General features: G+C 74.6%; 13 protein-coding genes and 1 tRNA gene. 6 read left to right on the top strand and 8 right to left on the bottom strand.

The window, feature by feature from the left end:
- Positions 1–91: 91 nt before the first annotated feature.
- Both FBY24_RS15670 and FBY24_RS15665 read right to left on the bottom strand, forming a co-directional pair.
- Entirely contained in the window at positions 92–1,366 is a 1,275-nt protein-coding gene (locus FBY24_RS15670; RefSeq protein WP_142162006.1) for an ABC transporter substrate-binding protein, read from the bottom strand.
- 200 nt (positions 1,367–1,566) lie between these two features.
- Complete coding sequence (locus FBY24_RS15665; RefSeq protein ID WP_370511001.1) at positions 1,567–2,247, bottom strand: ANTAR domain-containing response regulator; 681 nt, start codon at positions 2,245–2,247, stop codon at positions 1,567–1,569.
- Positions 2,248–2,392: 145 nt separating this feature from the next.
- On the opposite strand from FBY24_RS15665, the gene FBY24_RS15660 reads away from it, so the two are divergent.
- The 3 genes from FBY24_RS15660 (at position 2,393) to FBY24_RS15650 (ending at position 7,954) form a co-directional block, all read left to right on the top strand.
- Positions 2,393–4,558, top strand: a complete 2,166-nt coding sequence (locus FBY24_RS15660; protein ID WP_142162004.1) for a SpoIIE family protein phosphatase — start codon at positions 2,393–2,395, stop codon at positions 4,556–4,558.
- Positions 4,559–4,597: 39 nt separating this feature from the next.
- Positions 4,598–4,671, top strand: a tRNA-Leu gene (locus FBY24_RS15655).
- A gap of 103 nt (positions 4,672–4,774) precedes the next feature.
- Complete coding sequence (locus FBY24_RS15650) at positions 4,775–7,954, top strand: DEAD/DEAH box helicase (RefSeq protein ID WP_255432534.1); 3,180 nt, start codon at positions 4,775–4,777, stop codon at positions 7,952–7,954.
- A gap of 24 nt (positions 7,955–7,978) precedes the next feature.
- On the opposite strand, the gene FBY24_RS15645 is transcribed toward FBY24_RS15650, so the two are convergent.
- Together FBY24_RS15645 and FBY24_RS15640 are read right to left on the bottom strand one after the other, a co-directional pair.
- Positions 7,979–9,397, bottom strand: coding sequence for a HAMP domain-containing sensor histidine kinase (locus tag FBY24_RS15645; RefSeq protein ID WP_142161999.1), 1,419 nt, complete (start codon positions 9,395–9,397; stop codon positions 7,979–7,981).
- On the bottom strand, positions 9,394–10,047 hold the full coding sequence (locus FBY24_RS15640; protein WP_142161997.1) for a response regulator transcription factor: 654 nt from the start codon (positions 10,045–10,047) through the stop codon (positions 9,394–9,396). Before FBY24_RS15640 ends, FBY24_RS15645 begins: the two co-directional genes overlap by 4 nt.
- Positions 10,048–10,141: 94 nt before the next feature.
- Here FBY24_RS15640 and FBY24_RS15635 point away from each other — a divergent pair, with 94 nt between their 5' ends.
- Genes FBY24_RS15635 through FBY24_RS15625 form a run of 3 tightly spaced genes read left to right on the top strand, consistent with a single transcriptional unit; the run spans position 10,142 to position 13,291 of the window.
- Positions 10,142–11,389 (top strand): hypothetical protein, encoded by a 1,248-nt coding sequence (locus FBY24_RS15635; protein WP_142161995.1) that lies wholly within the window; start codon positions 10,142–10,144, stop codon positions 11,387–11,389.
- Entirely contained in the window at positions 11,386–12,429 is a 1,044-nt protein-coding gene (locus FBY24_RS15630; protein WP_142161990.1) for an ABC transporter ATP-binding protein, read from the top strand. The genes FBY24_RS15635 and FBY24_RS15630 overlap by 4 nt, the downstream gene beginning before the upstream one ends.
- Positions 12,416–13,291, top strand: a complete 876-nt coding sequence (locus FBY24_RS15625; protein WP_142161989.1) for an ABC transporter permease subunit — start codon at positions 12,416–12,418, stop codon at positions 13,289–13,291. The genes FBY24_RS15630 and FBY24_RS15625 overlap by 14 nt, the downstream gene beginning before the upstream one ends.
- A 61-nt stretch (positions 13,292–13,352) precedes the next feature.
- Here FBY24_RS15625 and FBY24_RS15620 read toward each other — a convergent pair whose 3' ends face one another.
- From FBY24_RS15620 to gltB, 4 genes are all read right to left on the bottom strand, one after another.
- Positions 13,353–14,387, bottom strand: a complete 1,035-nt coding sequence (locus FBY24_RS15620) for an RDD family protein (protein WP_142161987.1) — start codon at positions 14,385–14,387, stop codon at positions 13,353–13,355.
- Positions 14,388–14,517: 130 nt separating this feature from the next.
- Complete coding sequence (pyk, locus tag FBY24_RS15615) at positions 14,518–15,954, bottom strand: pyruvate kinase (RefSeq protein WP_142161985.1); 1,437 nt, start codon at positions 15,952–15,954, stop codon at positions 14,518–14,520.
- 102 nt (positions 15,955–16,056) lie between these two features.
- Positions 16,057–17,532, bottom strand: a complete 1,476-nt coding sequence (locus tag FBY24_RS15610) for a glutamate synthase subunit beta (RefSeq protein WP_142161983.1) — start codon at positions 17,530–17,532, stop codon at positions 16,057–16,059.
- A complete protein-coding gene (gene gltB, locus FBY24_RS15605) occupies positions 17,525–22,090 on the bottom strand; it encodes a glutamate synthase large subunit (RefSeq protein ID WP_142161980.1) in 4,566 nt (1,521 codons plus the stop codon). Before gltB ends, FBY24_RS15610 begins: the two co-directional genes overlap by 8 nt.
- Between the last annotated feature and the right edge of the window lie 56 nt (positions 22,091–22,146).

Genomic DNA, 22,146 nt, shown 5'->3' with positions numbered 1-22,146 from the left:
GCCGATAACGCAAGACGCCCGCCCCTCACGGGGCGAGGGCCCCCGGAGCGCGTGCTCCGAGGGCCCTCGTCGACGGTCCTGCCGCTCCCGGTCAGCCCTGGGGGACGACACCCTCCTCCGAGCGGGAGAACTCGTACGTGTTCTCCGCGCCGAACTCGTAGACGCCGATGAACGCCGACGACGGGTCGTTGGCGTCGTTGAACGGGCCGACGCCGGAGACGGCCTGGTAGGCGATCTCCTCGCCGTCCTCGACGAGCGCCGAGCACTCCTCCCAGCCCGTGCACTCCGTGCCGTCCGTGGCGCCGGAGACGGCTGCCATGTTGGCCTGGATGGTCTCGCCGTCCGAGGCACCACCCTTGAGCGCCGCGAGCGCCACGAGCATGGTGGCGTCGTACGCCTCCGGGCCGTAGGAGAACTCCTCCAGCTCGGGGTCGATCTCGAGCATGCGGCCCTGGAACTCCTCCGACGGGTACGCGCCCGGGAGCGTGCCCTGGGCACCGGTGAGGGTGTCCTCCGGGAAGCCCGTGTCACCGTCGGTGCCGAAGTTCTGCAGGTTGCCGTCGACGAAGTACGTCTTGCTCATGTCCCAGCCCTGCGCCACGAGCTCGCGCACGATCAGCGGGGTCTGGTCCGTGAACGCGAGGATCGCGATCGCGTCCGGCTGCGCGGCGATCGCGTCGCCGACGATCGTGGCGAAGTTCTGCTCCGCGGGGTCGAACTCCTCGCCGTCGGCGCCGTAGACGATCGTGCCGCCGCTCTCCTCGACGACGCCCGAGACGACGTCGCGCAGCGACGTGCCGTAGGAGTCGTTGAAGACGAGGATGCCGACGTTCGCGGCCCCGTCGGAGACGATGAGGTTGCCGAGCACGTCACCCTGGACCGTGTCCGGCGGCGCGGTCCGGAAGTAGAAGTCGGAGTAGCCCGACAGGCTCGTCGCCGTGTTGGCGGGAGAGACCTGCACGATGCCCGCACCCGTGACGTCGTCGATCACGTTGAGCGTCACCGACGAGGACGCCGCGCCGATCACGGCCGAGACACCCTCGGTGATGAGCTCCTGGGCGGAGGCCGTCGAGACCGAGGCGTTCTGCGCGTCGGAGGAGTCCGTGTGGACGACCGTCACGTCGGAGCCGAACAGGCCGCCGGCCGCGTTGATCTCGTCCAGCGCGAGGTCGACGCCGGCGATCTCCGGCGGGCCGAGCTGGGCGAGCGAGCCGGTGACGGGCAGCAGCGTGCCGATCTTCAGCGGCTCCCCGGATCCCGAGCCACCCTCGCCCGCCTCGTCGGAGCCGCCCGAGCAGGCGGTCAGCGCGAGCACGAGCACACCGGCGACGGCGACAGCACGTCCTGCATGTGTCGAACGAATCATGCGTGGTACCCCTCTGTGAGCACTCCACCTACCGGGCACTGGCGTGCCCGGCAATGTGCGGCGAACGTACTCATGCTTTGTGTCCGCCATGTGAATGGCAACGTCTCGCCACGATGTCGTTGCGCACTTGTGACCAAGACGACGAAACCCGGTCGACTCGGGCGTCGACCGGGTTCCGGCGGGGGTACGTCAGGCAGGCGTCAGGACGCGCCGCCGCCGACCTGCTCGATCACGGCGTCCGCGACCTCGCGCATCGTCAGACGACGGTCCATCGACGTCTTCTGGATCCAGCGGAACGCCTCGGGCTCGCTCAGGCCCATCTTCGTCATGAGCAGACCCTTGGCCCGGTCGACCCGCTTGCGCGTCTCGAACCGCTCGGCGAGGTCGGCGACCTCGGACTCCAGCGCCGTGATCTGCGCGTAGCGGGAGATCGCGATCTCCACCGCGGGCAGCAGGTCGGCCGGGCTGAACGGCTTGACGACGTACGCCATGGCCCCGGCGTCGCGGGCCCGCTCGACCAGCTCGGTCTGCGAGAACGCGGTGAGCAGGACGACCGGCGCCAGGTGGGCCTTGCCGATCCGCTCGGCGGCCGAGATGCCGTCGAGCACCGGCATCTTGACGTCCATCACGACGATGTCGGGCTTGAGCTCGGTGGCCAGCGCCACGGCCGTCTCGCCGTCGCCCGCCTCGCCGACGACGTCGAAGCCTGCCTCGGTGAGCGTCTCGACGACGTCCATGCGGATCAGCGCCTCGTCCTCGGCCACGACCGCGCGACGAGCAGGCCGGCCCGCCGGCTTCGGGGCACCCGGCTCCGCGGTGGGGAGGTCGAGGATCTGCGTGGCGTCCGCCGCCGGCTCGGTGCTGTCGTCCTTCGTGGTCACGTGCACAGCGTAGTGCCCGTCGGTGGCCACGTCCGCGTGGTCGAGGTCACGTCCCTCGAGCACCGTCGGCCCGCACCGTCGCCGCAGGGCCCGACGCGCGCGTCGCGCGACCTATGCTGCGTCCACCGCGGGAAGGGGCTCGGACATGGCGGCAGCACCACCGCCCGAGGGCGGCGACGGCGACGTCGCGCCCTCGCCCGTCGTCCCCGGGCCCCGCGCGACGAGACCGCCCGACCTCCGCAGGGCACCCGACGACCTCGACGAGACCGCCCGTCGCACCCGGCACCGGCTGGCGGTCGGCGCCGCGGGCGTGGGGACCTTCGACTGGGACCTGGGCACGGGCGCGCTCGACTGGGACGACGCGCTGCTGCGCGTGTTCGGGCTCACCCGGGCCCAGTTCGGCGGGACCATCGAGGCGTTCGACGCGTGCGTCCACCCGGCCGACCGGCGGCGCGTGCAGCGCGCGCTCGCCGACGCCATCGCCGTCTGCGGGGAGTACGCCGCCGAGTACAGGGTGGTGCGGCCCGACGGCACGACCCGCTGGGTGCAGGCCCGCGGGCAGGCGCTGGCCGGGCCGGCCGGTGGCGCCGAGCGCGTCATCGGCGCCGCGTACGACACGACCCGCGAGCGCGCGGCCCACGCCCGCATCGACCGGGTGCTCGAGACGATGGCCTCGGCGTTCTACCTGCTGGACCACGAGTGGCGCTTCACGTACGTGAACGCCGAGGCGGAGCGGCTGCTGGGACGTCCGCGCGACGAGCTGCTGGGCGGCGTGGTGTGGGACCTGTTCCCCGCCGCCAACGCGTCCGCGTTCGACGAGCACTACCGTGCGGCGGTCGCGACGGGCGAGCCGCACGAGTTCGAGGCGCACTACCCCGCGCCGCTGGACGGCTGGTACGAGGTCCGGGCCTGGCCAGGACCGGACGGCCTGTCGGTGTACTTCCACGACGTCACCGCGCGGCACCGCGCGCAGGAGGCGGCGCGGGCGGCCGAGGCCCGCGGGCGGCTGCTGCGCGCGGTGAGCGACGACCTCGCGTCGGTCCTCGACGTCGAGGAGGCGGTGGCGCGCCTCGCCCGCCACCTCGTGCCGACCTTCGGCAGCGCGTGCCTGGTCACGCTCGTGGACGACCACCACCGGCTGCGCGACATCGCGAGCTGGCACGTCGACCCGGCGCGGCGGGCCACGGTGGAGCGGTACGCCAGCACCCGGCTGCGCGGCATGTCGCCGACCTCGTACCTGCACCAGGCGCTGCGCTCGGGGACGACCGTGGTGGTGCCGGACGCGACCGAGCGCCTGGCCGCCGTGGTCAGCGCCGAGGCGGGCGGGCTGCTGCGGGAGCTGGGTCCGCGGACCGCGTGCATCGCCCCGCTGCGGGCCAGGCACGCGACGGTCGGCGCGGTGACGCTGCTGCTGGGCGCGGAGGACACGGACCTGTCCGAGGAGGACCTGGCCACGCTCGAGCAGCTGGCGGACCGCGCCGGTCTTGCCCTGGACAACGCCCGGATGTACGGGGAGCAGCGCGCGATCGCCGAGCAGCTGCAGCGCGCGCTGCTCGCCTCGCCCGCCGACCCCCTCGTGGCCGCGCGCTACCTGCCGGCGGCACGGCTGGCGCAGGTCGGCGGGGACTGGCACGACGCCTTCACCACCCCGGCGGGCGAGCGGCTGCTGGTCATCGGCGACGTCATGGGCCACGACACGCAGGCGGCGGCCGCCATGGGCCAGGTCCGCACGCTCCTGCGCGGCATCGCGCACACGACGGGCGCGGGCCCGGCGGAGGTGCTCGAACGTCTCGACGCCGCCATGCAGGACCTGCACGTGGGGGCGGTCGCGACGGCGCTGGTGCTCGCGGTGGGCGCTGCGCGGCCGGGTGCGGACGCCGGACCGGCGGGTGCCGCACCGGTCGGAGCCGGGGCGGGCCACCCGGTGCGCTGGGCGTCGGCGGGGCACCTGCCGGCCCTGGTGGTCGGGCCCGACGGGACGGCCCGGCAGCTGCGCGCCACGCACGGGGGCATCGTCCTGGGGCTCGGGTCGCGGTCGGCGCGGCAGGAGTCGCACGACGTCCTCGCCGACGGCTCGACCCTCGTCCTGTACACCGACGGCCTGGTCGAGCGGCGGGGCACGCACCTGCGCGACGGCATCGCCCGGCTGACGCACGTCGTGGAGCGCACGGCCGCGGCGGTCGCGCCGGACGACCTCGAGGGGTTCGCCGACGCCGTGCTGGCAGCGATGGCCGTGGACGAGCCCGAGGACGACGTGGCGCTGGTGGTGACCCGGCTCGCCCGCCGGACCACGCCCGACCCAGCCGGCTGAGGCACGGCGGGGGTCGTCGGCCGCTATCCTCTCCGGGCGGCCCCGATAGCCCAACCGGCAGAGGCGTTCGGCTCAAACCCGATCCAGTGTGGGTTCGAATCCCACTCGGGGCACCCGTCTGACCTGCGCGGACGTCGTCCACCGGCGCCCGCCAGTTGCCGTGCGGTGCAGCGCCAGGGCGCTGTCGGTGCGGTGTGGCACGATCGCCGGGTGCCGATGGACCCGCCCGACCTCCCCGTCGGGCTCGTCCTCGGCGACACCCGCAGCATGGCGTGGCAGGAGGTCCTGCGGACGCTGGCCGCGCCGCAGCCCGGTCCCGCCGGCGAGGGTGCGGCCACGGGCGTGCTCGGCCTGCAGCTGGAGCTGCGCGAGCTGACGCCGCACACCCGGGAGCGGTGGAACGGGCCGACGTCACGGCGGGTCACCGCCGTGCGGGGCGCCGCCGGACGCGGCCGGGCGGCGGGTGGACCCCCTGCGGCGGGCACGGTGCCGGCCGGCGCGGGCGCGGGGGGCGGCCCCGCGACCGGGATGATCCGGCTCGGTGCCCGGCCCGTCCTGCGCACGGCGCGCGGGTGGGCCCGCGGGAACCTCACGTGGTCGAACGTCGCGCACATGCGCCACCGGCTGGACCTCGACGTCGAGCAGCACCGGTGGTTCTGCCAGCTGGGCGCGTTCCACCGCGCCGCCGGGCCGGCGGTGCCGGGCACCGACCTCGACTGGGTGCACCTCGACGACTTCACCAACCCGGTGCTCTGGGACCTCCTCGTCCAGGCGCGGGAGCTGGGCGTGGAGCTCGTGGGCTCGGGCGCGGGCGCGGACGTGCGCCTCGCCGGGCGCGCGGACCTCGACCTGGACGTCGTGCAGGAGGCGCGTGGCGTGGTGGTCCGGGCACGGCTGCGCATCGACGGCGCCCCGGCGCCCGTGGCGCACGCGCACGCCATCGGCACCCACGGCGTGTACGTGGTCGACCTGACCCGGCCCAACCGGGTGGTCCTGGCACCGGCGGCGCGGACGTGGTCGGCGCAGCAGCTCGTGCTGCTCGGCGCCGGCACCGAGGGCGGCCGGGGCCTCGCGGACGTGCTGGCGGGCGGCCTGGTCGTGCCGCCGGACGCCGCGGGCGAGCTCGTCGAGGAGCACCTGCCCGCGCTGCTCGCCGGGCTCGACGTCGTCAGCGCGGACCGGACGGTCGTGCTGCCCCCGCCGGCTCCGCCGACCCTGGTGCTGACGGTGCGGCACCGACCCCCGCACACCGTGGACCTGTCGTGGCGCTGGGACGGGCACGCCCGGTCGGCGCCGGCGCCGGACCCCCGCACGCTGCTGCCGGCCGACCTGCGGGCGGTGCTCGGGTGGCCCGACGCGGTCACCGACGACACGGGCACGCCCGCGCTGCCGGGCCCGGCCACGCTCCGCGACGAGGACGCGGCCGAGCTCGTGACCACGACGCTCCCCCGGCTCAAGGGTCTGCCCGGCGTGCGCGTGGAGACGGTGGGGACGGCGCCGGACTTCCGACGCCTCGACGGTCCGCCCGTGCTGAGCGTCACGACGTACGAGACGCAGAAGCACGACTGGTTCGACCTGGGCGTGAGCGTGCACGTCGACGGGCGGGCCGTGCCGTTCGCGCCGCTGTTCGCCGCTCTGGCGGGCGGCAAGCGGCGGCTGCTGCTCGTCGACGGCACGTACCTGCGCCTCGACCACCCGGTGCTGGCGCCGCTCGCGGCGCTGATCGCCGAGGCCCGCGACCTCGCGGAGTGGGAGACCGGTCCGCGGATCAGCCGGCACCAGACCAGCCTGTGGTCCGACCTGGTGGCCGTCGCCGACGAGGCGGTGGCCGCACCGACGTGGGAGGCGATGCTCGCGGACGTCGCGCAGGGCTCGCCGCGTGCGACGCCGCTGCCGCGCGGCCTGCGCGCGACGCTGCGCCCGTACCAGCGCGAGGGCTTCGACTGGCTGGCGTCGCTGTGGCGGCACCGGACCGGCGGGATCCTCGCCGACGACATGGGGCTGGGCAAGACGCTGCAGTGCCTCGCGCTCGTGCAGCACACCGTCGAGGAGCGCGCCGTCGACGGGCAGGGGGCGCTCGGGCCGCGCCGCCCGTTCCTCGTGGTCGCCCCGACGTCGGTGGTGCCGGGCTGGGTCGCCGAGGCGGCGCGGTTCACGCCGGGCCTGCGCGTGCGCCGGCTCCGGGCCACGGAGGCGAGCGGCGGGGTCCGGGTCGCCGACGCCGCCGCCGAGGCGGACCTGGTGGTCACCAGCTACGCGCTGCTGCGGCTCGACGCCGACGCGTACCGGGACGTCGCGCGGGGCACCGGGTGGGCCGGGCTGGTCCTCGACGAGGCGCAGCAGGTGAAGAACGCCACGTCCCTCGTGCACGCGGCCGCGCGCGACCTCGAGGTGCCGTTCACCCTCGCCGTCACGGGCACGCCGATGGAGAACTCCCTGACCGAGCTGCACGCGCTCCTCGCGCTGACCGTGCCCGGCCTCTTCCCGTCCGCCCGCGGGTTCGTCGAGCAGTACGTGCGCCCCGTCGAGGGCGTCCGGACGGGCATCACCGCGGGGCCCGGCGGCGGCGAGGACGTCGGTGCCGACGTCGCACGCGTCCGGACGGAGCGGCTGGCACGGCTGCGGCGGCGCGTGCGACCGTTCCTGCTGCGCCGCACCAAGGAGCTCGTGGCGGCGGACCTGCCCGCCAAGCAGGAGCAGACCCTCACGGTCGAGCTCACACCCGCGCACCGGGAGGTCTACGACCGGTACCTGCAGCGCGAGCGCGCCAAGCTGTTCGGGCTCATCGACGACCTCGACCGCCAGCGCTTCATCGTGTACCGCTCGCTGACGCTGCTGCGCATGCTCGCGCTCGACCCCGCACTGATCGACCCCGCTCTCGGCGGGAGCCGGTCGGCGAAGCTCGACACGCTGCTGGAGCAGCTCGAGGACGTCGTCGCGGAGGGGCACCGGGCGCTGGTGTTCAGCCAGTTCACGTCGTACCTGGCGATCGTCGGCGACGCGCTGCGGGAGGCCGGCGTGCCGTTCGTGCAGCTCGACGGCTCGACGGTGCGCCGCGAGGAGGTCCTCGAGGAGTTCCGCACGGGCGCGGCCCCGGTGTTCCTCATCAGCCTCAAGGCCGGCGGCACGGGGCTCAACCTCACGGAGGCCGACTACGTCTTCCTGCTCGACCCGTGGTGGAACCCCGCGAGCGAGCAGCAGGCCGTGGACCGCACCCACCGCATCGGCCAGCAGCGCACCGTGATGGTGTACCGCATGGTCGCGGCGGGGACCATCGAGGAGAAGGTCGTGGCGCTGCAGGCCCGCAAGGCCGCGCTCGTCGACGCCGTCATCGACGACGGGGACCTGTTCTCCTCGGCCCTCACCGCCGACGAGGTGCGCGCGCTCCTCGCGTGAGCCGTCCTCCTCGCGTGAGCCGTCTCAGGCCCGGGCTCGTGTGCCGTCCGAGGGTGCCAGGTCCACGACGGCCCGCAACCCTCCGGCGGGCGCCTGCTCCAGGCGCACCGACCCGCCGAGGTCCACGGCCACCTCGCGGGCGATCGCCAGGCCGAGCCCGGTGCCGCCGGCGTCGCGCTGCCGCGCGTCGTCGAGCCGCACGAACCGCTCGAACACCGCCTCCCGCTGCTCCGGGGCGATGCCGGGCCCGTCGTCGTCGACCACCAGGGACCCCTCGTCGACCCGCACCACGACGGCGGAGCGGGCGTGCCGGACCGCGTTGTCCACGAGGTTGCGCAGCACGCGACGGACCCCGTCCTCCCCCGCGAGCGCGCTGCCGCCACCGACGACCGTCACGTCGACGGTGCGTGCCGTCGCCCCGCGTGCCGCGGCGCGCACGCCGTCGACCACGTCGTCCGCCAGCGCCCGCAGGTCGACCGGCGTGCGTGCGACGGGTGCTGCCCCGACGCGGGCCAGCACGAGCAGGTCGTCGACGAGGGCCTGCATGCGCGCGACCTCGGGTGTCAGGTCGTCGAGCAGGTCCTGCACGGGGTACGCGTCGGGGTGGGCGCGGGCGACCTCGACGACCGCGCGGGCGGCGGCGACGGGTGAGCGCAGCTCGTGGGCGGCGTCGGCGACGAACGTGCGCTGGCGGTCGGCGGCGACCCGCAGCCGGTCGAGCATCGTGTTGAGCGTGCGCGCCAGGGCGCCGACCTCGTCGTCGGCGGTCGGCACGGGCAGCGCCCCCGGGCCGCCCGTCCGGGCGACCGTGTCGGCGCCGCGGCGCAGGGCCTCGACGGGGCGCAGCGCCCGCCCGATGACGAACCAGATGACCAACCCCACACCGGCGGTGAGCACGGGGACCACGAGCAGGAGCGCCAGGCGCAGGGCGTGCACGAGCCCCTCGACCTCGGTGAGCGGGACGGTGGTGACGACGCTCACGGGTGCGCCGTCGAGCGTCGCGGCACGGACCGCGGCGCGGGCCGAGGTGTCGTAGGCGCTGTCCGAGGTGGTCAGGACGAGGACGTCGTCGGGCTCGGCGGCGGCCCGCTCGCGCCACCCGGCCAGGACGTCCGGCGACGCCACGGGCAGGGTGCGGCTCGCCGTCGTCGACGTGGCCAGCACCCCGCCCGCGGCGTCGAGGACCTGCGCGACCTCGCCGGGCTCCGCCACGGGCAGCGTCGCAGGCACCCGGTCGTCGGCGACGAGGGCCGCCAGGGCCGCGGAGCGCTCCTGCACGACGGCGTCGAGGGCGCCCACCCGGGCGGCCTGCAGGACGCCCGACAGGGCGAGGGCGCCGAGCACCAGCGCCCCGGCGACCGCCGCGGTGGACAGCGCGGTCAGGCGCGAGCGCAGCGACAGCGCCGGCCAGCCGGGACGGGGGGCGGCATCGCCGCGGCTCACCCCGCCACCCGGTAGCCCGCACCCCTCACGGTGCGGACGGCGTCCCGGCCGAGCTTGCGGCGCAGGTAGCCGACGTAGACCTCGACGACGTTGGGGTCCTCGCCCCCGGTGTCGAAGACGTGGTCGAGCAGCTCGAGCTTGGGCACGACCCGGTCGGCGTGCCGCATGAGGTGCTCCAGGAGCGTGAGCTCGCGGGCGGTCAGGTCGACGGGAGCGCCCGCGCGGGTGACCGACCGGGCGGCGGGGTCGAGCTCGAGGTCCCCGACGCGCAGCACGGCGGGGCGCGGGCCCGACTGCCGGCGCACGAGGGCCCGCAGCCGGGCCACGAGCACCACGAACGAGAACGGCTTGGTCAGGTAATCGTCGGCGCCGAGGTCGAGCCCGTCGGCGACGTCGTGCTCCCCGTCCTTGGCCGAGAGCATCAGCACGGGCGTCCAGACGTCCTGCTCGCGCAGCCGGCGCAGCACGTCGTAGCCGTGGACCCCCGGCAGCATGATGTCGAGCACCACCGCGTCGTAGTCCCCGACGAGCGCCTTCGCCAGGCCCGTCGCCCCGTCGTGGGCGACGTCGACGGTGAACCCCTCGGCCGCCAGGCCCCGGCGCAGGGCACGGACCAGCCCCTGCTCGTCGTCGACCACCAGGACCCGCACCTGCGCAGCATCCCACCGTCGGAGCGTCCGCCGCCCACGACGGTGCGGCGCGCCTCTCAGGGACCGCTCAGCGCGCAGGGCGCACCCTGGTGCCATGACCACGCAGACGTCCTCCGGCGCCCCACGGCGCCTGCCGTCGGCCCGCGCACGCTGGGCCGTCCCTGCTGTCGCCGCGCTCGCCGTGGCGGGGGCGTTCGCCGCGCCGCCGCTGCTGGCGTCGGCCGACACCGACCTTCCCGACGTGACGGCGGCCGAGCTCGTCGCGCGGGTCGCCGCCGCCGAGCCGCCGGCGCTGTCCGGGACCGTGGTGCACACCGCCCGCCTCGGGCTGCCCGACGTGTCGTTCACCCAGATCGGCGGGGCCGACCCGGTGAGCCTGCTGTCGGGCTCGTCGACGCTGCGCGTGTGGAGCGACGGGCAGACCCGCTCGCGCGTCGCGCTGCTCGGCCCGACGTCGGAGTACTCCGTCGTCACGGACGGCGCGCAGGCGTGGACCTACTCCTCGTCGGACGACGAGGTCGTGCACTACACCGTCGCCGACGAGGACCTGGCCCGGCTGGAGGCCGCCGCGCAGGCGGCCCCGGAGGTCGCCGGCGACCTGCCGACGCCCGCCGAGGTGGGCGCGCAGGCGCTCGCGAAGGCCGAGGAGGACGCCACGGTCGGCGTCGACTCCCCCACGACCGTCGCCGGGCGCGACGCGTACCAGGTGGTCGTGACCCCGACGAGCAGCACGACGCTGGTGGGCCGGATCGTCGTGGCCGTCGACGCGCAGACGTCGACGCCGCTGCGCGTGCAGGTGTGGTCCAGCGACGACACGCAGACCCCGGCCCTGGAGATCGGGTTCACCGACGTGACGTTCGAGGCCCCGGACGAGGCCGTGCTGGCCTTCTCGCCGCCGCCCGGCGCCTCGGTGCGCGACGTCGTCGTGCCGGTGCCCGAGGCCGAGCAGGTCCCGGACGCGCCGGACGCCACGACGGGCGAGCCCGCGCTGCCCGAGGGCGTGACCGTCACCGGCTCCGGCTGGGACACGGTCCTGGAGGTCGCCGACGTCGACGTCGCGGGGCTGCTCGCCGCCGACCCGACCGCCGTGGCCGAGATGGCCCTGCCGGACAAGACGTTCGGCTCGGAGGCCGCCCAGGGCCTCGTCGACGAGTTCGTGGCGACCGACGGCACGAGCCCCGTGCCCGACCTGGACGCGACCGCGCTGTACGACCAGCTGACGACGCCCGTCGACGGGGGGCGGCTGCTGACCTCGGCGCTGCTGTCCGTCCTGGTCACCGACGACGGACGCGTCCTCGTCGGGGCCGTTCCGGCGCAGACGCTGCAGGACCTCGCCGGATGACGACGACCACCGGGGCGGGCGCCGCGCAGGCGCCCGCCCCGGCGCGCGTCGAGCCTCCTGCCACGGCCAGCGCCGTGCGCACGCAGGGGCTGGCCAAGCGGTTCCGCACCGGGCAGGTCGCGGTCGACGGTGTCGACCTGGACGTGCCCCGCGGTGCCGTGTACGGGTTCCTCGGGCCCAACGGCTCGGGGAAGACCACGACGATCCGCATGCTGCTGGGGCTCGTGCGGCCCACCGCGGGACAGGTGCACCTGCTCGACGAGCCGATGCCCGCGGCCGGCGGCCGCGTGCTGCCCCGGGTGGGCGCGCTCGTCGAGGGTCCGGCGTTCCAGCCGTACCTCAGCGGCCGCGCGAACCTCGCCCGCGTGGACGCCGCCGACGCGACCGTCGACCCGCGCACGTCCCGGCGCCGCGCCGACGAGGCCCTCGAGCGCGTCGGCCTGCTCGCGGCCGCCGACAAGCGGTACCGGCAGTACTCCCTCGGCATGAAGCAGCGCCTCGGGCTGGCCGCGGCGCTGCTGCGGCCCCGCGACCTGCTCGTGCTCGACGAGCCGACGAACGGGCTCGACCCCCAGGGCACCCGCGAGGTCCGCACGCTCGTGCGCGAGCTCGCGGAGTCCGGCACCACCGTCCTGGTCTCGTCGCACCTGCTGGCCGAGATCGAGCAGGTCTGCACCCACGTGGGCATCATGGGCCGCGGGCGTCTGCTGCTGCAGGGCCCCCGGTCCGTCCTGGCCGAGCGCCGCACCGCACGCGTCGTGGTCCGCACCCTGCCCGAGCACCTGGACGCGGCCCGCACCGTGCTCGTCCGGGTCGGGCTCGTGGACGTCCGCACCGAGCCGGGGGCGCAGGTCGCCGAGCTCACCGCCGCCCTGCTGCCCGCCCCCGTCCCGGCCGGCACCTCGGCGCCCGGCCCGCAGGACGTCGCCGCGGCCCTCGTGCGCGCCGACGTGCCGCTGCTGGGGCTCGACGTGCGCCACCCGTCGCTGGAAGAGGTCTTCGTGGAGCTGACCGGGGAGGGCTTCGATGTCGCCCGCTGACACCGCCGTGCGCGCACCGGACGTCGCGCCCGCGCACGTGCGGGGCGCGTTCGGACGCCTCCTGCGCGCCGAGCTGCGCCTCGTGCTGGGCCGGCGCCGGAACATCGTGCTGCTCGTGGGGCTCGCCCTCGTGCCGCTCCTGCTGGGCCTCGTGCTGTGGTTCACGCAGGACACCGCGCTCGGCGGCCAGGGCCCCGGGTTCGTCGCCCGCGTCACCGGCAACGGCCTGTTCCTCGTCGTGGCGGCGCTGTTCCTGTGCCTGCCGTTCCTGCTGCCCCTGACCATCGGGATCGCGTCCGGCGACGCGATCGCCGGCGAGGCGGCCACCGGGACGTTGCGCTACCTGCTCGTGGTGCCCGTCGACCGGACGCGGCTGCTCGTCGTCAAGGCCGCCGGCGCCCTCGCCTTCGCGGCGGCGGCCGTCCTGGCCATCGCCCTGGTGGGGCTGGTCGCCGGCTGGGCGCTGTTCGGCGTCGGCGAGGTGACCCTGCTCTCGGGCACCACCGTGCCCGTCGCCGACGGCGTCCTGCGCGTCGCGGGGATCGTCGCCTACGTCGGGCTGTCGATGACGGGGCTCGTCGCGGTGGGGCTGTTCTTCTCCACGCTCACCGAGGTCCCCGTGGGCGCCATGGCCGCGACGGTCGTCGTCGCGGTCGTGTCCGCCGTGCTCGACACGCTCCCGCAGCTCGCGGCGATCCGGCCGGGGCTGCTCACGCACCACTGGTTCGACTTCGCCGAGCTCCTGCGCCTGTCCCCCGACCCCGGGGTGCTCGCGCAGGGCATGTACGTCCAGGCGGCGTGGGTGGTGGTCTTCGGGTCGCTGGCGTGGGCACGGTTCACCACCGCCGACGTCACGTCCTGACCAACGTCGCGCGAAGACCGTGTCCCGCGTGCGGGCGGTGCTGCTCGGCGCCCGCACGCGGTCACGGCACGCGCGTCGCGTCCTCCGGCACGTCCCGCGACCCGTCGAGGTCGACGACCTGGGAGCAGGCCGCCACGACCTGCCCGGCCTCGACGACCTCCGAGGTGACGACCACGGTGCCGTCCTCCACGTCGGCAGGCACGGGCAGCTCGACCGCCACCTCGCCTGCGCCGTCGCCCACCTGCTCGGCCTGGCGCTCGTCCGCGATGCCGGGCGCGCGCAGCGTCGCGGCCGCCGTGACCTGGGGCGTGCCCGCCTCGGCGAGCGGCCACCAGCGGACCGTCAACGGGCCGGCATCCGTCCGCTCGTGCCGCGTCCAGAAGAGCCGCCGCTCGTAGCCCCAGGTGACATCGCGCGTGATCTCGCCCGACCAGGTCAGCCCGCCGACCGGCGTCACCGGGGCCCCGTCCACCGGTGCGCACGCGACCCGCAACGTCTGCGCCGACCCGCCGGCCTGCGACGACGTGAACGACGCCCCCAGCCCCAGCACGCAGACGACCGTCGCGACGGCGGTCACGGCGCGTCCGCCGAGGGGACCGCGCCCCGCCGGTACCGCAGGCACGACGAGCGTGCCGAGGACCTGGTCGGCGAACGTGCGCCGCCGGCCGTCCCACAGCGGGCGCGCATAGCCGACCAGCAGGATCGCGTCGAGCAGGTGCACCACCGGGCGCACGAGCGTGCGCAGCAGGCCCGCGGGCGTGCCCGTGACGCGGTCCACCACGGCGATGCCGACGAGCCGCCGCCCGGGCGTCTGCCCCGTCAGGCCCTGCAGCAGCACGTAGACGGCCAGGAGCAGCCACACCCAGGGCGAGGACGTCCAGGCCAGGGGCAGGTCGACCGCGGTCGACGGCGGCAGCCCGGGCCACCACGTCGGCGGGGCCGCGTCGGGCCCGAGGGCCAACCACGTCACGCCGGACAGCACGGCGCCGTCCAGGACCGTAGCAAGCACGCGCTGGCCCCACGTCGCGTACGACGCCCGTCCATCCTCCACCGGCGCGACCTCCTCGAGGACCGCTGCCGCACCCCCCTGCGTCATCCCGCCATCGTGGCAGAGCGCGACCCCCACCGTGCCCGAACGGCGTCCGGCCTGCCGCGCACGAGCACGCCACGACGACGACGGCCGCCGCCCCGGTGCGGGGCGGCGGCCGTCTCGACCGGGGTCGGCGTCACGCGATGCGCGTGCGCACGACCTCCTCGTCGCCGATCTTGTGCACGACGACCGTGTTCGTCGAGCCGATCTGACCCACCGGCGTGCCGGCGACCACGATCACGTAGTCACCGACCTCCGCCAGGCCGTTGGCGCGCAGCGTCTGGTCGACCTGGCTGACCATGACGTCCGTGCTCTCGACCTCGGGCACCTGGTACGTCTGCACGCCCCAGGACAGCGAGAGCCGGCTGCGGACGGCCTCGACCGGCGTGAACGCCAGCAGCGGGATCGACGAGCGCAGACGCGACATGCGCCGCGCCGAGTCGCCCGACTGCGTGAACGTCACGAGGTACTTCACACCGAGCGTCTCGCCGATCTCGGCGGCGGCGCGGGTGATGGCACCGCCGCGCGTCGAGGGGACCGAGCCGAGGGGCGCGATGCGCTCGCGGCCCAGCTCCTCGGTGCTCTCGATGATCCGCGCCATCGTGCGCACGGCCTCGATGGGGAAGTCGCCGACGCTGGTCTCGCCCGAGAGCATGACCGCGTCCGCACCGTCGAGGACCGCGTTCGCGCAGTCCGACGCCTCGGCGCGCGTGGGGCGGGGGCTCGTGATCATCGACTCGAGCACCTGCGTGGCCACGATGACGGGCTTGGCGTTGCGACGCGCCAGCTCGACCGCGCGCTTCTGCACCAGCGGGACCTGCTCCAGCGGCAGCTCGACGCCCAGGTCGCCACGGGCGACCATGATGCCGTCGAACGCCTGGACGATCTCCGAGAGGTTCTCGACGGCCTGCGGCTTCTCGATCTTGGCGATGACCGGGACGACCCGGCCCTCCTCCTCCATGATCCGGCGCACGTCGTCGTAGTCCGCCGCGCTGCGCACGAAGGACAGCGCGATGAGGTCCGCGCCGACGTTGAGGGCCCAGCGCAGGTCCTCCTCGTCCTTGTCGCTCATCGCGGGGACCGACACGGCCACGCCCGGCAGGTTCAGGCCCTTGTTGTTCGAGACGGGGCCCGGCACCTCGACGCGGGTGACGACGTCGTTGCCCTCGACGGCGGTGACCCGCACGAGGACCTTGCCGTCGTCGATGAGGATGGGGTCGCCGGGGCTCACGTCACCCGGCAGGCCCTTGAACGTCGTGGAGACGCGGTCCTTGGTCCCCTCGACGTCGTCGGTCGTGATGGTCAGGACGTCGCCGACCGCGAGGTCGTGCTTGCCCTCGACGAACCGCCCGAGGCGGATCTTGGGGCCCTGGAGGTCGACGAGGACGGCGACGGAACGACCCGAGGCCTTGGCAGCGGCACGCACGTTGTCGTACACGCGCTTGTGCACCTCGGTGTCACCGTGGCTGCGGTTCAGACGGGCGACGTCCATCCCCGCGTCGACGAGGGCCTGGACCTGCTCCGGCGACTCGGTGGCCGGACCGATGGTGCAGACGATCTTGGCTCTACGCATGGTTGAAGACTATGCCTTCCTGGTTGTCGGCCTCAGGCCGGACGTCCCGGACCCCACCGGCAGGCTGCCGGTACGCGGGACGTGAGGGGGTGAAAGAGGAGGTCAGGGGCGCAGCGCGACGGTGCTCGCCGAGACCGGCGCGGGGAGCTCCGAGGTGCCCGACAGGTAGGCGTCCACGGCCGCCGCGGCGGCCCGGCCCTCGGCGATCGCCCAGACCACGAGCGACTGCCCGCGACCGGCGTCACCGGCGACGAACACGCCCGGCACGGACGTGGCGAAGTCGTCGCCGCGACGCACGAGCCCGCGCTCGGTGAGCTCGAGGCCCGTCTGGCCGCTGAGCGTGTCCGTCTCCGGGCCGGTGAAGCCCATCGCGACGAGCACGAGGTCCGCCGGGATGTCCCGCTCGGTGCCCGGGGTGGGCACACGGCGCCCGTCGGGCAGGTACTCGGTCGTGGCCAGGCGCAGCGCGCGCACCTGGCCCTCCGCGTCACCGTCTCCGCCGAGGAACGCGACCGTCGACGCGAGGTACGACCGCTCGCCGCCCTCCTCGTGCGAGGACGAGACCTCGAACAGCACGGGGTCGGTGGGCCACGGCTGGTGCTCGGGGCGCTCCGTGGGGGGACGCTTGCCGATCGCGAGCGTCGTCACCGACGCCGCACCCTGGCGCAGCGCCGTGCCCAGGCAGTCCGAGCCGGTGTCGCCGCCGCCGATGATGACAACGTGCTTGCCGGCCGCGGTGATCTGGTCCGGCACCGGCTTGCCGGCCGCGACGGCGTTGGCCTGGTGCAGGTACTCCATCGCCGGGTGGACCCCGGCCAGGTCGGCGCCCGGCACGCGCAGCGCACGCGGCACGGTGGCACCCGTCGCCACGACGATCGCGTCGTAGCGCGCCTGCAGCTGCACCCAGGTCACGTCGGTGCCCACCGCGACACCCGGTCGGAACCGGGTGCCCTCGGCGCGCATCTGCTCCAGGCGCCGGTCGATGTGCACCTTCTCGAGCTTGAAGTCCGGCACGCCGTAGCGCAGCAGGCCGCCGATCTCGTCGTCCCGCTCGTACACCGCGACGGTGTGGCCCGCGCGTGTGAGCTGCTGCGCGGCGGCGAGGCCCGCCGGGCCCGAGCCGACCACGGCCACGGTGTGCCCGGTGAGGCGCTGCGGCACCTGCGGCGTCACGAGCCCGCGGTCGAACGCCTCGTCGATGATCGAGACCTCGACGTTCTTGATCGTGACCGGCGGCTGGTTGATGCCGAGCACGCAGCTCGACTCGCACGGCGCCGGGCAGATCCGCCCCGTGAACTCGGGGAAGTTGTTCGTCGCGTGCAGGCGGTCGATGGCGTCGGACCACTGCCCGCGCCACACCAGGTCGTTCCACTCGGGGATGAGGTTCCCCAGCGGGCAGCCGTTGTGGCAGAACGGGATGCCGCAGTCCATGCAGCGACCCGCCTGCTCCTTGAGGTACGGCTGGCCCTCCTGCAGGTGGGCGTGCACGTCCTTCCAGTCGCGCAGACGCACCTCGACCGGGCGGTTCGGCGGGAGCTCGCGCTCCCGCACCTTCAGGAACCCGCGGGGGTCAGCCACGTGCCACCTCCAGGATCTGGTTCCACACGCCGGGAGCGGTCGGGTCGAGACCGTCGGCCTCGGCCTGAGCCAGGGCGCGACGCACCCGGGCGTACTCGGTCGGGAGCAGGCGCGTGAACCGCGCCCGCGTGGCGGCGGGGTCCTCGAGGAGCTGGCGCGCCACCGGCGAGCCCGTCTCCTCGGCGTGCCGCCGCAGCAGGTCCGCCACCAGCGCGGCGTCCTCGTCGTCCAGCGGGTCGAGCGAGATCTCCCCGGTGCGCACCGCGTCGGTGTTGACCAGCGCCGGGCGCAGGTCGAGCACGTACGCGGTGCCGCCCGACATGCCGGCGCCGAAGTTGCGGCCCGTGCGGCCCAGGACCACCACGGTCCCGCCGGTCATGTACTCGCAGGCATGGTCGCCGACGCCCTCGACGAGGAGGGTCGCCCCGGAGTTGCGCACGCCGAACCGCTCGCCCGCCAGGCCCCGGAGGAAGATCTCCCCGCCGGTCGCGCCGTAGCCGATGACGTTGCCGGCGATGACGTTGCGGTCGCTGGACAGCACCGAGCTGCGGTCGGGCCGCACCACGATGCGCCCGCCGGACAGGCCCTTCCCGACGTAGTCGTTGGCGTCGCCGAAAAGACGCAGGGTGACCCCGCGGGGCAGGAACGCGCCGAACGACTGGCCCGCCGAGCCCGTCAGGGTCACGTCGATGGTGTCGTCGGGCAGCCCGGCACCGCCGTACCGCTTGGTCACGTGGTGACCGAGCATCGTGCCGACCGTGCGGTTGACGTTCCGCACGGGCAGGTCGATGCGGACGGGCTCGCCCCGCTCGAGCGCCGGCTCGGCGAGGTGCACGAGCTGGTTGTCCAGCGCGCGCGCCAGGCCGTGGTCCTGGTCCTTCACGTGGTGCAGCGCCGAGCCGGGCTTGGGCTGCGGCTGGGCGAGCACCGGCGCGAGGTCCAGGCCCTCGGCCTTCCAGTGGTCGATCGCCGGCCGGGTGTCGAGCATCTCGACCCGCCCCACGGCCTCCTGGAGCGAGCGGAACCCGAGGCTCGCGAGGATCTCGCGCACCTCCTGGGCGATGAACTCGAAGAACGTGACGACGAACTCCGGCCGGCCGTTGAAGCGGGCCCGCAGCTCGGGATTCTGCGTCGCGACGCCCACGGGGCAGGTGTCCAGGTGGCAGACGCGCATCATGACGCAGCCCGAGACCACGAGCGGCGCCGTCGCGAACCCGAACTCCTCGGCGCCGAGCAGCGCGCCGACGACGACGTCACGGCCGGTCTTGAGCTGACCGTCGACCTGGACGACGACACGGTCGCGCAGGTCGTTGAGCACCAGCGTCTGCTGCGTCTCGGCGAGCCCGATCTCCCACGGCGTGCCGGCGTGCTTGAGCGACGTCAGCGGGCTCGCGCCCGTGCCGCCGTCGTGGCCCGAGATGAGCACGACGTCCGAGTGCGCCTTGGCCACGCCCGCCGCGACGGTGCCGACCCCGAACTCGCTGACGAGCTTGGTGTGGATGCGCGCCGACGGGTTCGCGTTCTTCGCGTCGTGGATGAGCTGCGCGAGGTCCTCGATGGAGTAGATGTCGTGGTGCGGCGGCGGCGAGATGAGCCCCACGCCGGGCGTCGAGTGCCGGGTCTTGGCGACCCACGGGTACACCTTGTGCCCGGGCAGCTGCCCGCCCTCACCGGGCTTGGCGCCCTGCGCGAGCTTGATCTGGATGTCGTCGGCGTTGGTCAGGTACTCGCTCGTGACGCCGAAGCGGCCCGACGCGATCTGCTTGATCGCGGACCGCCGGCGCGGGTCGTGCAGGCGCTCGGGGTCCTCGCCGCCCTCGCCGGTGTTCGACTTGGCACCGAGCTCGTTCATGGCGATCGCGAGGGTCTCGTGCGCCTCCGCGGAGATCGACCCGTACGACATCGCACCGGTGCTGAACCGCTTGACGATCTCGCTGACCGGCTCGACCTCGTCGATCGGGACGGGTGCGCGCCGACCCTCCTGGAACCGCAGCAGGCCGCGCAGCGTCATCAGGCGCTCGGACTGCTCGTCGACGCGGGCCGTGTACTCCCGGAAGACGTCCATCTGCCGCGTCCGCGTCGAGTGCTGCAGCCGGAACACCGTCTCGGGGTCGAACAGGTGCTCCTCGCCCCCGCGGCGCCACTGGTACTCCCCGCCCACGGCGAGGCGCTGGTGGGCCTGACGGTTGCCGCTGGCCGGGTACGCGTCGGCGTGCCGCGCCGCGACCTCGGCCGCGATGACGTCGAGCCCGATGCCGCCGAGACGGCTCGTCGTGCCCGTGAAGTAGCGGTCGACGAGCGCGTGCGACAGCCCCACGGCCTCGAAGACCTGCGCACCGCGGTACGACGCGATCGTCGAGATGCCCATCTTGGACATGACCTTCAGCACGCCCTTGCCGAGCGCCTTGATGAGGTTGGCGACCGCCTTCTCGGGCGCGACGTCGGGCAGGTACCCGCTGCGCGCGAGCTCCTCCACGGTCTCCATGGCCAGGTACGGGTTGACGGCGGCCGCGCCGTAGCCGATGAGCAGCGCGACGTGGTGGACCTCGCGCACGTCACCGGCCTCGACGACCAGCGAGATCTGCGTGCGCGTGTGCCGACGCAGGGTGTGGTGGTGCACGGCCGACAGCAGCAGCAGCGACGGGATCGGCGCAAGGTCGGCGTCGGAGTGGCGGTCGGACAGCACGAGGAAGCTCACGCCGTCGGCGACGGCGCGGTCGACCTCGGCGAAGATCTCCTCGAGGCGCTTCTCCAGCGCCGCTCCCCCGCCGTCGACGCGGTACAGGCCGCGGATCGTCGTCGCACGGAAGCCCAGCGAGGGCTCCTTGGCCACGTGCACGATCTTCGCGAGCTGGTCGTTGTCGATCACCGGGAACGGCAGCATGAGCTTGCGCGCGTGCTCCGGACCGTCGACGAGCAGGTTCGGCTCCGGTCCGATCGCCCCGCCGATCGAGGTGACGAGCTCCTCGCGGATCGCGTCCAGCGGCGGGTTCGTCACCTGCGCGAACATCTGCGTGAAGTAGTCGAACAGCATGCGGGGGCGCTGCGAGAGCACCGCCACCGGGGTGTCGGAGCCCATCGCTCCGAGCGGCTCGGCGCCCGTCCCGCCCATGGGCGTCAGGAGGATCTTCAGCTCCTCCTCGGTGTACCCGAAGGCGCGCTGGCGCCGACGGACCGAGGCCGAGGAGTGCGCGATGTGCTCGCGCTCGGGCAGCTGCTCGAGGAACACGGCGTTCTGCTCGACCCACTCGGCGTACGGGCGCTGCGCGGCGAGCTGGGACTTGATCTCCTCGTCCTCGACGATCCGGCCGCTGCCGGTGTCGACGAGGAACATGCGGCCCGGCTCCAGGCGACCCTTGGCCACGACCGTGGCGGGATCGATGTCGAGCACGCCCGCCTCGCTCGCGCAGACGACCAGGCCGTCCTCCGTCACCCAGTACCGGCCGGGGCGCAGCCCGTTGCGGTCCTGGACGGACCCGACGAGGGTCCCGTCGGTGAACGTCATGGCCGCGGGGCCGTCCCACGGCTCGATCAGCGTCGAGTGGTACTGGTAGAAGGCGCGGCGCGCCGGGTCCATCTGGGCGTGGTTCTCCCACGCCTCCGGGATCATCATCATCACGGCGTGCGGCAGCGACCGCCCCGCCAGGTGCAGCAGCTCGAGCACCTCGTCGAAGCTGCCCGAGTCCGACGCCCCGGGCGTGCACACCGGCATGAGCGGGGTCAGGTCGCCGAGCGCCTCGCTGGCGAGCGTGCCCTGCCGGGCCGCCATCCAGTTGCGGTTGCCGCGGACCGTGTTGATCTCGCCGTTGTGCGCGATCATGCGGAACGGCTGCGCCAGCTCCCACGAGGGGAACGTGTTGGTCGAGAACCGCGAGTGGACGAGCGCCAGCTCGGAGGCGTAGCGCGGGTCCGACAGGTCGGTGAAGAACGGCTCGAGCTGCCCCGTGGTGAGCATGCCCTTGTAGGCCAGGGTGCGCGACGACAGCGACGCGAAGTAGAGGCCGACCTCGCGCTCGGCGCGCTTGCGCAGGCGGAACGCGCGGCGGTCCAGCTCGACGCCCGCGAGCTCGCGGGACGGGTCGGCCACCACGAGCTGGCGGAACACCGGCATGGACGCCCGGGCCGTGGGGCCCACGAGGTCCGCCGTGACGGTGACGTCGCGCCACGCGAGCACGTCGAGCTTCTCCTCGGCGGCGATCGCCTCGACCGCTCGCACGACGCGACGCTGCTCGTCCCCGCCGTGCGGGAGGAACGCCATGCCGATCGCGTAGCGGCCGACGGGCGGCAGCTCGGCGTCGACGACGTCGCGCAGGAACGCGTCGGGGATCTGGGTGAGGATTCCGGCACCGTCGCCGCTGTCCTCCTCCGCGCCCACCGCACCGCGGTGGTCGAGGTTGAGCAGCGCCGTCAGGCCGGCGTCCACGATGTCCCGGCCGGGCGTCCCGCGCAGGGTCGCCACGAAGGCGAAACCGCACGCGTCGTGCTCGGCGGCAGGGTCGTAGAGGGCATGGCGCGCGGGAGCCGCGAGGGCACCGGGGCCTGCGGGCGACGTCGACATCAGCACCGTCCTCCAGTCCCCGGGGGCGGGGGGAGTTGCGCGAACAGGGGGTACGG

This window comes from Cellulomonas sp. SLBN-39 (assembly GCF_006715865.1).
Taxonomy (GTDB): domain Bacteria; phylum Actinomycetota; class Actinomycetes; order Actinomycetales; family Cellulomonadaceae; genus Cellulomonas.
Note: the sequence above shows the minus strand (reverse complement) of the source record. Positions and strands in the feature narration are given on the sequence as shown.